The 13874-nt window shown below is 67.1% G+C and carries 10 protein-coding genes; 4 read left to right on the top strand and 6 right to left on the bottom strand.

The annotated features are described in order from the left end of the window. Positions 1-93 precede the first annotated feature (93 nt). From cobT to BMY53_RS21120, 3 genes are all read left to right on the top strand, one after another. Positions 94-1140 carry a nicotinate-nucleotide--dimethylbenzimidazole phosphoribosyltransferase gene (gene cobT, locus BMY53_RS21130; RefSeq protein ID WP_092948469.1) on the top strand — a complete coding sequence of 349 codons (1047 nt, stop codon included), beginning with the start codon at positions 94-96 and terminating at the stop codon, positions 1138-1140. A 140-nt stretch (positions 1141-1280) separates the two neighbouring features. After that, positions 1281-2264, top strand: coding sequence for a PEP-CTERM sorting domain-containing protein (locus tag BMY53_RS21125; RefSeq protein WP_092948468.1), 984 nt, complete (start codon positions 1281-1283; stop codon positions 2262-2264). A 12-nt stretch (positions 2265-2276) separates the two neighbouring features. Further along, a complete protein-coding gene (locus BMY53_RS21120; protein WP_092948467.1) occupies positions 2277-2483 on the top strand; it encodes a hypothetical protein in 207 nt (68 codons plus the stop codon). Here BMY53_RS21120 and BMY53_RS21115 read toward each other — a convergent pair. Both BMY53_RS21115 and BMY53_RS21110 read right to left on the bottom strand, forming a co-directional pair. Further along, positions 2472-3119: an antibiotic biosynthesis monooxygenase gene (locus BMY53_RS21115; protein WP_092948466.1), complete on the bottom strand. Its 648-nt coding sequence runs from the start codon at positions 3117-3119 to the stop codon at positions 2472-2474. The genes BMY53_RS21120 and BMY53_RS21115 overlap by 12 nt on opposite strands. Positions 3120-3232: 113 nt before the next feature. After that, positions 3233-4495 carry a YbfB/YjiJ family MFS transporter gene (locus BMY53_RS21110; protein WP_092948465.1) on the bottom strand — a complete coding sequence of 421 codons (1263 nt, stop codon included), beginning with the start codon at positions 4493-4495 and terminating at the stop codon, positions 3233-3235. 205 nt (positions 4496-4700) lie between these two features. On the opposite strand from BMY53_RS21110, the gene BMY53_RS21105 reads away from it, so the two are divergent. Next, positions 4701-5570 carry a LysR family transcriptional regulator gene (locus BMY53_RS21105; RefSeq protein WP_092948464.1) on the top strand — a complete coding sequence of 290 codons (870 nt, stop codon included), beginning with the start codon at positions 4701-4703 and terminating at the stop codon, positions 5568-5570. A 275-nt stretch (positions 5571-5845) separates the two neighbouring features. Here BMY53_RS21105 and BMY53_RS21100 read toward each other — a convergent pair whose 3' ends face one another. From BMY53_RS21100 to BMY53_RS21080, 4 genes are all read right to left on the bottom strand, one after another. Next, positions 5846-7270 (bottom strand): pectate lyase family protein, encoded by a 1425-nt coding sequence (locus BMY53_RS21100; RefSeq protein ID WP_218151278.1) that lies wholly within the window; start codon positions 7268-7270, stop codon positions 5846-5848. A 433-nt stretch (positions 7271-7703) separates the two neighbouring features. Further along, positions 7704-9212 (bottom strand): efflux transporter outer membrane subunit, encoded by a 1509-nt coding sequence (locus BMY53_RS21090; RefSeq protein WP_255370310.1) that lies wholly within the window; start codon positions 9210-9212, stop codon positions 7704-7706. Then, the gene (locus BMY53_RS21085) at positions 9209-10405 is read right to left on the bottom strand and encodes an efflux RND transporter periplasmic adaptor subunit (RefSeq protein ID WP_092948518.1); all 1197 of its coding nucleotides are present in this window, start codon (positions 10403-10405) and stop codon (positions 9209-9211) included. The genes BMY53_RS21090 and BMY53_RS21085 overlap by 4 nt, the downstream gene beginning before the upstream one ends. Continuing rightward, a complete protein-coding gene (locus BMY53_RS21080) occupies positions 10395-13619 on the bottom strand; it encodes an efflux RND transporter permease subunit (protein WP_092948519.1) in 3225 nt (1074 codons plus the stop codon). Before BMY53_RS21080 ends, BMY53_RS21085 begins: the two co-directional genes overlap by 11 nt. Positions 13620-13874: the final 255 nt, after the last annotated feature.

Here is a 13874-nt window from a genome sequence, read left to right as displayed (position 1 = left end):
TTCAGACTAAGGGAAGCCCCTGAGGTCCAGTCAGTGGCTTCCTGCGTTACTCAGTCTGCGCCGTTTTTTCTTCCGTCTCTCCCCCGTTCCGCCATGACCACCGCTTCCGACCTGATTCCCACCATCGCCTCGCTGCACAACAGCGCGCTGGCGGCCCAGCTTCAACACCGCATCGACCGCAAGACCAAGCCGCTGGGCTCCCTGGGTCGGCTGGAAGACCTGATGCTGCGCCTGGGCCTGATCCTGGGCACCGAGACGCCGCAGCTGCGCGAACCCCAGATGATGGTCTTTGCCGCTGACCACGGCATTGCGGCCCATGGGGTGTCCGCCTATCCGTCGGACGTGACCTGGCAGATGGTCGAGAACTTCCTGGCCGGCGGCGCGGCGGTGTCCGTGCTGGCCCGCCAGCACGGCCTGACCCTCAGCGTGGTGGATGCCGGTGTGAAGCATCGCTTCCAGCCGCGCGACGGCCTGCTGATCGCCAAGATCGCCATGGGCACGGCCGACATGCTGGCTGGCCCCGCCATGAGCACCGACGAATGTGTCACTGCGGTGGCCGCCGGCAAGACACTGCTGCAAAAGCGCCCCGGCAACGTGTTGCTGCTGGGCGAAATGGGCATTGGCAACACCTCCGCCGCCGCGCTGCTGCTCTCCCGCCTCGGAGGCTTCCCGCTGGCGGACTGCGTGGGCCGGGGCACCGGGCTGGACGACGCCCAGTTGCAACGCAAGCTGGAGGTCCTGACCCGGGCCCTGCAACGTCATCCGCGTGCCACCGAACCACTCACCGCGCTGGCCGCCCTCGGTGGTCTGGAGATCGCCATGATGGTGGGCGCCGTGCTGCAGGCCGCGCTGGAGCGCCGGGTCATCGTGGTGGACGGGTTCATCACCGGTGCCGCCGTGCTGGTGGCCTCGCGGCTGCAGCCGGCCGTGCTGGAACGCTGCATCTTTGCCCACCGCTCGAATGAGTCGGGCCACCGCCTGATGCTGGACTCACTGCGGGCCCATCCGCTGCTGGACATGGGCCTGCGCCTGGGGGAGGGCTCCGGCGCAGCGCTGGCCTGGCCGCTGCTGGTGTCGGCCTGCCAGGTGCTGTCGGAGATGGCGAGTTTCGACAGCGCGGGTGTCAGCGACAAGGTCTGACAAGATCTGACGGAGGCTGACCGGCCCGGCGGTCATCATCAAACCTATGGATTCCCCTCGGGTCGGCGGGCATCACGCTTGCTCCCGTAGCCCCGCCAATCGTCACGTTCGGCGGCGGATGGCCCACCACGGGGAGTCCCATGAAGACCTTTGTCCGACCTGTCACCCAGGCCCTTGCACTGACGCTGGGCCTGCTCTGCGCTCACACCGCCGCCTACGCGCAGTTCAATCGCCCACCCGACTCGTTCCAGAGCGTGACCGTCACGGCGGGCGGCAACACCCAGAGTGACCAGTCCACCGGCAGCAGCAGCGCCCCCTCCTCGGTTTCCGCGGCGGTCATCGGCGGTGGGGCCGGAGAACCTTCAGTCTCCAGCGCCTTCGCCTCCACCACGTTGGGGGCCGGCTCGGTCTCCGGCAGCCTGGGCACCGCGTTCGCGGGGCCGGGTTCCGCATCGGCCCATGCGGAGGCCTACCTGGGCGACACACTGACCTTCAGCACCGGCGACTACGGCTCCCGCGCCCTGCTGTATTTCAGCGTCGTGCTGCAAGGCAGCAGCGAAACCTTCCTTGACGCCAGCGCCGTGCCCGGTGGTGTCTCCGGCACTGCCGGAGCGCTCAACACCTTCTTCATGCTGGGCATTGACGACCATTTCGCCACCTGGGAGACCAACAAGACGCTGTCTTACGACGGCACCACCCTGCTCGAGAGCTACCAGAGCGGCTACGGCCCGGATGGGCGGACGTATGGGGTCTTCAATTTCGTGGCGGACATCGGTCTCAACCAGGCGGTGCCGCTGGATCTCTACATGTTGCTGACCAGCGACCTGAACAGCCAGGGCGTCTCCACCAACGGCGCCGCCTATACCGACGAGAACCCGGGCATCTACTGGAACGGCATTTCCAGGCTGACCACGCTGGATGGCGCTCTGCTGAGCTATACGCTGTCGTCGCGCTCCGGCGTGGACTATTCGATCTCCGCCGCCCCGCTGCTGGCACCGGAGCCCGCCTCCTGGTTGCTGGTGGCCCTGGGGCTGGTGCCGCTGGGCGCGTGGCATCGCCGCCAGCGCTCACGCGCGAAGGCCACTCCAGAAGACGTCCGGCTGCCGAGCTGTGCCGCCTGTTGAGAAGGATGCCTCATGACCAAGCCTCGATCCGCCTCCGATTTCCCGCCCGGCCTGCAAGGCGGCATGGAACACGACAGTGAGGACCATCGCGTCGGGGAGACCGGCCAGACCGGGCCGGAATCGCCGGGGGATGTGGACCGCAGCCATCCCTCTCCAGTGAAGAAGCCGACTCAGGCTCCGGACGACGAAGTGCCGCCCCGCCCGGGCTCAGCGCGATAACCAGGCGCTGATCAACCGCGTATAGCGCGGCATGATCAGGTAGGTCATCAGGAACACGGTGATGGACGCCACGGCCAGGTTGCCGGCCAGCCGTCCCCAAGGGCTCGGCAGCCAGCTGTGAAAGGCCGGCGCCAAGGTCAGCCCCAGCACCGTGGTCAGCGGGAAGATCACCGACAGCGTGGCCAGCGCCTGCTTGAAGCGGCGCGGCGGTGGCACCGAAGCGGGCGATTCGAACCAGAACTCCAGGCCGGTCACCGTCTTCACTTCCTCCGGCGCGTCCAGCAGCGGCTGCACTTGTTGCAGCAACGATTGCCGCGCCTCGGAGCTGAACCAGTCCTGGGCATGCGCCAGCGTGTCGAAGTGGATGGTGATGGTGTATTCCAGCGAGCCGGACGGCGGCGGCACCACCTGCACGCCGCGATGGCCGGGGAAGCGGCCGGCGATGGGAATCACCTCATGCAGCCAGGCCTCATAGGCGGGGCGATGGTCCGCGCGCACGCGTTGGCGGATGACGGCGGTGACCATGTCCGGCCGCGGCAGCGCGCGTGCAGCCACCTGCGGCAGCGCCGCGTTCCTGAGTGAGGGCTGGCGGTCGTCCGTGGCGCGACCGTCCGCGCCCGGGGGAGTCGGATTCATGCCCCCATGGTGCAACGGCGGCAGGGCCTGCGCCTCCCCTGGATGGCAGATGTCCCAGGGTCCCCTGGGCGACGGATGCATACAGCAGCCCGCTCGTGCCGCACGGCGCCGCTTCAGACTGCCGCCAGCGGACGGGGGTCCTGCCCACGCGCATCCAGCGCAAAGGTCACCAGGAAGGCCACACCGCCGATGGCAAAGAGCACCAGGTGGTGGCCACCCGTCGCCCCGTAGAGTGACGAGTAGGCATAACCGCTCACCGCCTGCGTCAGGGCAAAGGCCACGGTGGCGCGGCTCCACATGGCCTGCCGGGCATGGGCCTCCGGCACCAGCTCATGCACCCGGGCCAGCGCCAGCGGCACGGCACCGGCGGGAAACGAGCCGATGGCAGCGGCAATGAGCAGCAGCAGCGCCGGTTGAACGGCCTGGGTCAAGGCCAGCACCGCCAGCACCTGCCCCAGCAGTGCGGCACGAATGGCGGCACGTGCACCGAATCGGTCGGCCGCCATCCCGTAGAGCAACGGCCCCGCCATCGCCCCCAGGCCATAGGCCACCCAGGCGCCCGCACCGAGGCCACCGCCGTGGTGAAGCCCGCGGCTCACGTAGTCCACCAGGAACATCATCTCCGGCACCAGGCCCACGGCCATCAGCCCGTATTGCACCAGCAGCCGCTTGACGGGTGCGGCCAGCCGACGCGGCCGCTGCAGCGAGGCGAGCGTGGCCGGCGTGTCCGCCTTGTCCTGCGCGGGCCACGCGGCCCAGGTGGCCAGGGTCATCAGCAGAGCGACCGCGCCAATGCTCAGCCAGGCGGCTCGCAGGCTGTAGGTCTGCATCAGCGGCACCAAGGTACCCGAGAGCACCACGCCCAGCCCGATGCCCAGAAAGATGGCGCCGCTGGCAATGCCTCGGCGTTCCACCGGGACGTGGTGCAGCACCACGCCGGAGACAAGCACCATGATGGCGCCACCAGCCACACCGGACACCAGACGCCAGACAAAGAACCACACCTCCGAGAGCGGGAACGCGCAGGCCAGGAAGGAGACCGAGGCCAGCAGCATCATCAGCCGCATCACCATCACTGGCGAGGCGTAGCGGGCCATGGCCCGGCCGCTCAGGGCGCCGATGAGATAACCCGCCAGGTTGGCGGCCCCCAACGACGCCACGCTGGAGGCGGGGAACCATTGGTCGTGGATCATCGCGGGCAACAGGGGCGTATAGGCGAAACGGGCCAGACCGATGCCGACGAGGCTGGCCGCCGAGCCCGCCAGGATGGCCTTGACCGCTGCGGCGTTGCCAACACGGGCATGCGCGTCGTTGGCTGCAACGGTGTGGACCGTCGCAGCAGCACGCGGCGTAGGCGTGGAGCGAAGGGTGTTCATTCTGGATTCCTCAAGGGTCGCGGAGATCGCGACCCAGGGCCGAACATTACGCCTTGTAGGTGCTGTAAAGTTGCTGCAGCGATGCAGCTTCTCGATGCATTTATGCATCAGGCGCTGCATTCGCCGCCCGGGCAGCTGCGGATGCGCTGGCCATCCGGCCCTCGCCTGCTGCGCCTCAGTCCTTTCCTTCCAACCCGCCTGCACCATGAACTGGGACGACACCCGTGTTTTTCTTGCCCTCAGCCGCGAGAGCACCCTGCGCGCGGCCGCCCGCCAACTGGGCGTGGACCAGGCGACGGTGGGCCGGCGCATCGCCTCGATGGAGCGTGAGCTGGGGGCGACCCTGTTCCTGCGGGCCTCGGACGGTTATGTGCTCACCCAGGCGGGAGAGGCTGCGCTCGCGTCCGCACGGCGGATGGAAGCAGCGGCGTTGGAATTGCAGCAGAAGATTGCCGGCCAGGACGAGACCTTGTCGGGCATCGTGCGGGTGACCAGCACGGATTCCCTGGCCGTGGACTTCATCATTCCGGCGCTGGCGGCGCTGCATCAGCGCCACCCCAACATCCGGGTGGACCTGGAGGTCTCGACGCAGGTGGTCAGCCTGGCACGCCGGCAGGCGGACCTGGCCATCCGTTCAGTGAAGCCGGAAAACCCGGAACTCTTCATGCGCAAGCTGGCGCATTGGCCGGTGGCCCTGTTCGCCAGCCAGGACTATCTCGATGCCAGGGGCTGGCCCACGCGGGACGATGAGTTTGCCAACCATGACTTGCTGGTCTACAAGCCCTATCTGGAAGGCGGCCGCGCGGTCACGATGGCCGATGAGCCAGCGCGCCAGGGCCGGGTCGTGACGACCTTCAACTCCAGCCTGATGATCCGCAAGGCCGTGGCCGCGGGCCTGGGCATCGGCGAAATGCCAGCCTACATGGGCGAACGCGAAGGGCTGGTGCGGCTGTGGCCGGACCGTGCGCGCAAGATTCCCTATGAGGTCTGGCTGGTCACCCATCCCGACCTGCGTGGCACCGCCCGCATCCGCACCGTGGCGGAACATCTGGCGGCGGCATTCCAGCGCGGCTGAAACCAGCGCCAACAGGGGCACGCCTTTCAGCGTGCCCCTGCCGGGTCCGGTGCTCCGGGCGTCCTGTCAGCCCGCCATCATCCCGATGACGGGCCGGTGTGCAGCATCGACCGGAGGATCGACCTGCACGTGAATCCACACCGCGATCCGGCTGGATCGGCAGTGTCGTGGATCGATCGGTCGCCGACGAATCGCCGGCCGATCGCCGGCCGATCGCCAGCCGATCGCCAGCCAATCGCCGACGGCTTGCCGACAATTTGCCGACGATTCGCCGATCAGTTGCAGCTCAGCGTCGCCAGCGACTTGCCCGCACCCGCCACGCTCGGCAGCTTGGACTTCACGCAAGCCGGGTCATGCGGCGTGTAGCTGTAGGGGATGCCGATCGGGAAGTTGGCGGTGCTCACCCAGTCCGTGGCGTCACGCGTCGGCGAGGAGGTGCTGGCCACCCACTTGATGCCGTAGGTCGCGAAGTCGGCCTTGGTCTTGATGTTGTTGTTGCGCAGTTCCCAATAGCCGATGGCCGAGCTGTCGCGCGAGGTCACGGGGTTCTGCGAGTTCTCGAAATAGTTCGACTCGATCAGCGAGTACGCACCCATGCGGATGTTGGCACCCGAGGTCACGATGCTGGAGAACAGGTTGTTGTAGATGTGGCTGTAGCCGGCGCGTTGCAGCGGCACGCGCGAACCCACGTTGTAGTAGTAGTTGTGGTGGAAGGTGATGTAGCGGTCGCTGGCGTCGCTGTCGCTGGAGCCGATCAGGCCGACCTTGTGGTGGTCGTGGATGTAGTTGTAGCTGTAGGTGATGTGGTGGGCACCCGCCTTGTTGTCGATCAGGCCGTCGAACTCCAGGTCACCGGCGCCCGAGCACTCTGCCAGCGAGCTGAACAGGGTGTTGTGGTCGATCCAGATGTAGCCGGGGTACTTGCTGCTCTGGCCTTCGATGCCGATGGCATCGATGGAGCCGGGCAGCAGACCGATCGTCATGTTGCGGATGATGATGTTGGTCGCGCCGCCCTTGATGGCCAGGCCGAAATTGGCTGCAGAGCCGTTCACACCCTGGATGGTGACGTCGCTCTTGTTCTTGACCTCGACGATGTCGCCAGCGGCCTTCTTCCACTGCGTGCAGGGGTCGGGGATGGTGGCGAAGTTGAAGGTGCCGTTGTAGTTGATCACCAGGCCGCCGCTGCCGCTGTAGGCATCGATGGCGGCCTGCATGGCTGCAGCAGTGGACACGGTCACGGCCGTCTTGGTGCCGCCACCGGTCACGGTGCCGGCGAAGCCACCGCTGGCGCCGGACGGGGCGGGTGCGGGTGCGGGTGCGGGTGCGGGGGCAGGAGCGGGAGCCGGTGCGGGCGCTGGTGCCGGAGCCGGAGCCGGAGCAGGAGCAGGCGCCGGTGCGGGTGCAGCGGAAACCGGACCCACAGCGCACTTCTCGGCCTTGCCGGCGGTCGGATCGGCGTTGCCGAAGTTGGCGCTGGTGCAAGCGATGGTCTTGCCGGTGAAGGTCTTCAGGACCCACTTGTCCTTCAGGCCGAACGACACCTGGCGGGTCACGCTGGTGTCGCCGAGCTTGCAGGTTTCGCCTTCATCGGCGCACTTTGAAAAACCAGACGGCCAATCGGCAGCGTAAGCAGCGGGCGCCATGGCGCCACAGGCGATAGCGATCAGCGCCAGACGGTGGCGCGGTTGCATTGCGTTCATGAGAACTCCCAGAGTGCGTATATCAACAATCCGCCCACGCTTGCGCCAGCCCGAGCACCAATGGTTGTCTCCATTGCTCGCGCCAGACCGGCGGCCAGTCGCTCCAGACTGGTCAGCCGGTTGCAGTGTGGACAGGGAATGACCGTTGCGGTCAGCGAAGCGGCTGCGTGGCTCTGCAGGGGCCACCGGACATCGCTGAAAGGCGGGTCGACCGTGATTCGGGTGGGCCACCTAAGGGTGGTCTTACCGACATCGACGCGCAGGCTAACGATGCAACCTGCGCGCGGCCAGTCTTTGTATCGCTGTTGATCCGCCTTTTACCGAAACTGACACACGTTCCGGTGACGCAGCTTCTCGTGACGGAATGCACGGAATGAAGGCTGCCTCTGGTCTCTCAAAAACCTTCAACTGGTATGACGGCGGTATGTGCGCATCACTGCGCCTGGGTGGAGGCCTGGGCCGGGTCCCATCCCCCACCCAGCGCCCGCACCAACTGCACGGACGCTCGGCGCTGGCGCGTTGCAAGATCCGCCGCCGTGCGCCGGGCAGTCAGCCCAGCGGTCTGTGAGGTGACCACCTCCAGGTAGCCTGCAGCGCCGGCCTTGTAGCGGTTGGTGGCCAATGCCAGTGAACGGTCGGCAGCCGCCACGTTGGCCCGCTCGGACTCCAGCGCCTGACCATAACGGTCCAGCAGCGCCAGTTGGTCTTCCACCTGCTGGAAGGCCGTCAGCACCGTACCCCGGTACTTCTGAGCCGTTTCCTCCAGGGCAGCCTCGGCGCGTGCCTCGTCAGCCTTGCGCTTGCCCCCGTCGAACAGGTTGAACGCCAGGGTGGGACCGATCGCCCAGAACAGGTTGGGCGCCTCCACGAAGTGAGCCAGGTCACTCGTCTGGAAACCGCCCTGCCCGCTCAGCGTGAAAGACGGGTAGTACGCCGTCCTGGCCACCCCCAGCGATGCCGTGGCGGCCGCCACGCGCTGCTGCGCTGCGGCGATGTCCGGGCGCCGCTGCAGCAGCGTCGAGGGCACGCCCGTGGGAACCACCGGCACGACCAGGGCCACCGCCTTGGGCTCAATCGAGAAGGCCGATGCATTCGCACCCACCAGCGCCGCAATCGCGTGCTCCATCACGGCGCGTTGCGCCTGTGACTGCTTGCGTTGCGACTTGGCCGCCTCCAATTGCCCCTGCGCACGCGCCAGGTCCAGCCCGGAGGCGATGCCGGCCTTGTGCCGACGCTCGATCAGATCCAACGCGCGCCCATAGGCCTCTTCGGCGTCCCGCAGCAGTTCGTCGTCCTGGTCCAGGCCGCGCAGGGCCACCAGGCTGTCCGCCAACTGGGCCTGCAGTTGCAGGCGCGCCGCCGCCAGGTCGGCCCGCGCCGCCGCCTCGGCGGCCACGCCGCCGGCCACCAGCTGGCGCACGCGGCCCCACAGGTCCAGCTCATAGCTGGCGTCCAGGCCCAGCGTCGCGCTGTTGTACCAATCCGGCGATGTCGGCCCCAGCACCCGCAGCGGGCGCCGTTCCGACTGCCGGTCGCGCTGTACGTTCAGCGACGTGTTCACCGTCGGTGACTGGGCCGAGCGCAGGCTGTCGGTCGCGGCGCGGGCCTGGTCATAACGGGCCAGCGCGGAAGCCAGATCCGGGCTGTTGTCGATCAGCCGCTGCTCCAGTGCATCCAGCTCCGCATCGCCATAGGCCTTCCACCAGCCGTCCCAGGCCAGCGTCGCTTCCGACGACGCGGCCACCCAGGGCGAACCACCGGTTTCCTTGAAGGCCTGCGCCTGCGGCACCACGGGCAACTCCAGCTTCGGCGCCTGCGCGCAACCAGTGAAGGCCGCGCAGACAGCCACCACGGCAGCCGCCGTCAGCCGCAGCGACCGCGAGACCTGAGGCGCCGGGCGGGATGGCATCCGATGCTGCACCTGCAATCCGGGCGTGCTCACGGACGCCCCTTTGCTGCGGCTGGTGCTGCTTCCGCATTCACGCGCACCACGTCGCCATTGACCAGGCCATCTGGCGGATTCTCGATCACGCGGTCCTGAGGGCTCAGGCCGGCGCTGATCTCGATCACCGTGCCCAGGTCACGCGAGATGGTCACCTTGCGCAGCTGCACCTTGTTCTGCGCATCCACCGTGGCCACCTGCACGCCGCCCTTGTTGATGATCACGGCACCGGGGGGCAGGCCCACCGCAGCGGATGCGGATCCGGACGCTTCGGCGCCGGCAGCCTTGGCATCACCCGCAAAACGCACCGTGGCAAACCCGCCCGGCAGCAGCTCGCCCTTGGTGTTATCCACCACCAGTTGCACCAGCATCGCACCCGTGCCGGTATTGATCGAGCGCGACTGTGACTCCACCGTGGCGGTGAAGGTCTGCCCTGGGCGCTCCGGCACCCGCAGCTGGGCCTGGGCGCCAGGACGCACCAGCGTCACCTGCCGCTGCGGCACGTTCACATAGACCCGCAGCTTTCGCACATCGGACACCACGAACAACTCACTGCCTGGCGAGCCGCCCACGTTGATCAGCGCGCCCACATCCGTATTGCGGGCCGTCACGATGCCATCGAACGGCGCCGTCAGGCGGGTGAACTGCTTCAAGGCCTGGATGCGGTCCACATTGGCCTGCAGGGCATTGACCATGGACTGCTTGGCCGCCAGATCACCGCTGCGCTCATCCACCTCCTGGCGAGATACCGAGTCGGATTCCAGCAGGGACTGCCAGCGCTTGGCCGTGCTCGCCGCCAGCGACGCATTGCTGCGGGCCGTCGTGACTTCCGCCCGGGCCTGCGCCAGTTGTTGGTCCAGGTCCGGCGTCTCGATCTCGGCCAGCAACTGGCCAGCCTTCACCGGTGCACCGATGTCCGCCTGCCAGCGCTTCAGATAGCCGCTCACACGGGCATAGATCGGCGCGCGCGACCAGGCCTCGGTGCGTGCCGGCAGCTCCAGCGAACCGGCGGTCAACGGCTTGGGCGAGATCAGGTTGACCGAGGGCTGGCCACGGTCATCGGCACTGTTTTGCAGTTGTTCCGCGTTGGATTTGCGGGCCCACAGGCCGGCGCACACGATCACCACCGCCAGGAGCGCGGCAACAGCAGTGGCCACCTTGAGCCGGGGCGTGGAAGGGGCATCAGTTCGCATGGGAAGCATCTCCTGCCGGCAGCGGCGCTGCGGCGTCGTCGGCATCGCGACGGTCATGAGGTTGGTAGTGGCGGTGGACCAGGCTGAACACCACCGGTACGAACACCAGGGTCGCAAAGGTGGCAAAGATCAGCCCGCCGATCACGGCGCGGCCCAGCGGGGCGTTCTGCTCGCCGCCTTCGCCCAGGCCCAGGGCCATCGGCAACATGCCGATCACCATGGCCAGGGCGGTCATCAGCACCGGACGGAAGCGCACAAAGCCGGCGTCCAGCGCAGCGGCCGTGGCGTTGCCCAGTTCCTCCAGCCGCTCACGCGCAAAGCTGATCACCAGCACGCTGTTGGCGGTGGCCACGCCCATGCACATGATGGCGCCGGTCAGTGCCGGTACCGAGAGGGTGGTGTTGGTGGCAAACAGCATCCACACAATGCCGGCCAGCGCGGCGGGCAACGCCGAGACGATCACCGCCGGATCCAGCCAGGACTGGAAGTTCACCACGATCAGCAGATAGATCAGCACCACCGCGCCCAGCAGGCCGAACAGCAGGCCGGAAAAGGCACGGTCCATGGTGCGGACCTGGCCCAGCAGCTGCACGTTGGAGCCCTTGGGCACCTCGGCGGCAGTCTGCGCCAGCACCTTGCGGATGTCGCGGGCCACGGCGCCCAGATCGCGGTCCTGCGTGGTGGCGTGGATCTGCACCATGGTCTGCACGTCGTACTGGCTCACCAGGGCGCTGCCGGTGCTGCGCTGGAAATCCGCCAGGCCGCCAAGCGTGGTCGTGCCCGCCGCGTTGCCATTGCCCACCGGCAGGTTGCCCAGCGCGGCCAGCGAATCCAGTTGGTGCTGCGGCGTCTGCATCACGATGGCGTAGCTCACGCCGTTGACCGGGTTGAGCCAATAGGTGGGCGCCACCTGGCTGCTGCCCGCCAGGTTCACCACCAGGCTGTTGGCCACGTCACGGGTGTTCAGGCCCAGCAGCTGGGCCTGGGTGCGGTCCACATTCACATTGAACTGCGGCGCCTTGTTGGACTGCTGGATGCGCGCGTCCGCCACCCCAGGGATCGCCTTGATCTTCTTCAGCAGTTGCTGCGCATAACCGAAGTTGGATTCGACATCACGGCCGCGGATCTGCACGTCGATCGGGGCGGGCGACCCGAAGTTCAGGATCTGGCTGACGATGTCCGCGGGCGGGAAGGAGAAGGTGGTGTCCGGGAACTCGCGCGGCAGCACTTCACGCAGGCGCCGCACGTAGTCCGCCGTGGGGGCGTGGCCCTCGACCAGCGCGATCTGCATGTCGCCATCCTGCGTGCCCATCACGCCGGTGTTGTTGTAGGTGAGGTTGATGCTGGACGGGGGCAGTCCGATGTTGTCCACCAGCGTCTCGATCTGGTCGGACGGGATCACACGACGGACGGCCGCCTCGATCCGGGCGAAACGGGCGGCGGTTTCCTCCACACGCGTGCCCACCGGCACGCGGGCATGCATCAGGATCTGGCCGGAGTCCACCTGCGGGAAGAAGTTGCTGCCGATGAAAGGCACCAGCGCAAACGAGGCCAGCACCACCACCACAAAACCGATCAGGAAGGGCCGGTGGTGGCTGAGTGCCGACGTGAGCAAGCCGCGATAGGACTCGCGCACACGCTCGAACTTCGCCTCGAAATTGCGCTGGAAGCGCACCAGCGGATTGCGCGACGGCTGGCCGGCGATGTGGCCATGACCATCGGTCAGCGGGGCATGCGGCTTGAGCAGGTACTTGGCCATCGTCGGCACCAGGGTGCGCGACAGGATGAAGGAGCAGACCATCGCGAAGATCACCGCCTCGGCCATCGGCACGAACAGGAAACGCGACACGCCCTCCAGGAAGAACATCGGGATGAACACGAAGCAGATGCACAGCAGCGACACAAAGGCCGGGGTGACGATCTGACGGGCGCCATCCATGATGGAGGTCTCCACGTCCTTGCCGTGTTCCAGGTGCCAGTTGATGTTCTCGATGGTCACCGTGGCGTCATCCACCAGGATGCCCACCGCAAGCGCCAGCCCGCCCAGGGTCATCAGGTTGAGTGTCTCGCCGACGGCGGCCAGCGCAATCAGCGACCCGAGGATGGACAGCGGGATGGACACCGCGATGATCAGCGTCGAACGCCAGCTGCCCAGGAACAGCAGGATCATGGCGCTGGTCAGCGCTGCCGCGATGGCACCTTCGATGGCCACGCCCTTGACGGCCGCTCGCACGAACAGGGATTGGTCATTGATCGGCTTGACCTCCAACGCTTCGGGCAAGGTGGCCTTGAGGTCGTCGAGCTTGGCGCGGATGCCGTCCACGATGGCCAGCGTCGAGGCCGCGCCGTTCTTCAGCACCGACATCAGCACCGAGCGGCCACCGTCCACATGCACGATGTTGGTCTGGGGGGCATTACCGTCATGCACATCGGCCACATCGCGCAGATAGATGGTGCCGCCGTTGACGACCTTCACCGGCAGCTGGCCGAGCTCCTCGATGGCGGACGGTGCGCTGTTGAGCTGCAGCGTGTACTCCAGCTCACCGATCTTCTGCGTGCCGATGGGGGTGAGCACGTTCTGGGTGGCCAGCGCATTGGCCACGTCCTGGGCAGACAGGCCACGCGCCTGCAGCGCGGCCGGATTGATGTCGATCTGCACCTGGCGCTGCTTGCCGCCATACGGCAGCGGGATGGCGGCGCCTGGCACCGTCACCAGCGGGGTGCGGATGGTGTTGAACCCCAGGTCGAACAGTTGCTGTTCGGACAGCCCCTTGCCGGACAGGGCCAGCTGAAGAATGGGCACCGTGGCGGCGTTGTAGTTCAGGATCAGCGGCGGCGTGATGCCGGCAGGCATCTGCCGCACCACCACCTGCGACACGGCGGTGACCTGCGCATTGGCCACGGCCACGTTGACGCCCGGCTGGAAGAAGATCTTGACGACGCTGACGCCGGGATAGCTGTTGGACTCGATGTGCTCGATGTCGTTGACGGTGGTCGTCAGCGTGCGCTGGAACAGCGTCGAGATACGGCCGGCCATCTGGTCCGGCGGCAGGCCGGTGTATTGCCAGGCCACCGCGATCACCGGCACCTTGATCTCCGGGAAGATGTCGGTGGGAGTGCGCAGCGCGGCCAGGGGCCCGATGATGAGCAACAACAAGGCCAGCACGAAGAAGGTGTAGGGGCGCCTTAATGCGACGCGGACGGCACCCATCAGCATGGTCGAGTTCCCGATTTCATTGTCATTGTTGAATTGTCTGTACGCGCACAGACGCGCTTGTTGCTGCACCGTAATGCGGCGTTCTGGGCAAGCGATTCCAGCACGCTACGCGAATGACGCGCGCATCATGCGCACGCTCCCATGGTTACGGGGCGAGAAGCGCCCGTGCTATCCCTAACGGCCACCCAAAAATGGAGGGCCTGGCGAGGGCATGCAACGAGGGCACGCGAACCGCAAAGCCATGCCCCCGCC

This window comes from Roseateles sp. YR242 (assembly GCF_900109745.1).
Classification (GTDB): Bacteria; Pseudomonadota; Gammaproteobacteria; order Burkholderiales; family Burkholderiaceae_C; genus Roseateles.
This window is presented reverse-complemented; position numbering and strand designations above follow the sequence as displayed.

Excerpts from the sequence above, each read along its gene's own strand:
- BMY53_RS21115 (WP_092948466.1), bottom strand. The coding sequence starts at position 3,119 with ATGAATCCGACTCCCCCGGGCGCGGACGGTCGCGCCACGGACGACCGC.
- cobT (WP_092948469.1), top strand. The coding sequence starts at position 94 with ATGACCACCGCTTCCGACCTGATTCCCACCATCGCCTCGCTGCACAAC.
- BMY53_RS21120 (WP_092948467.1), top strand. The coding sequence starts at position 2,277 with ATGACCAAGCCTCGATCCGCCTCCGATTTCCCGCCCGGCCTGCAAGGC.
- BMY53_RS21085 (WP_092948518.1), bottom strand. The coding sequence starts at position 10,405 with ATGCGAACTGATGCCCCTTCCACGCCCCGGCTCAAGGTGGCCACTGCT.
- BMY53_RS21105 (WP_092948464.1), top strand. The coding sequence starts at position 4,701 with ATGAACTGGGACGACACCCGTGTTTTTCTTGCCCTCAGCCGCGAGAGC.
- BMY53_RS21100 (WP_218151278.1), bottom strand. The coding sequence starts at position 7,270 with ATGAACGCAATGCAACCGCGCCACCGTCTGGCGCTGATCGCTATCGCC.
- BMY53_RS21110 (WP_092948465.1), bottom strand. The coding sequence starts at position 4,495 with ATGAACACCCTTCGCTCCACGCCTACGCCGCGTGCTGCTGCGACGGTC.
- BMY53_RS21125 (WP_092948468.1), top strand. The coding sequence starts at position 1,281 with ATGAAGACCTTTGTCCGACCTGTCACCCAGGCCCTTGCACTGACGCTG.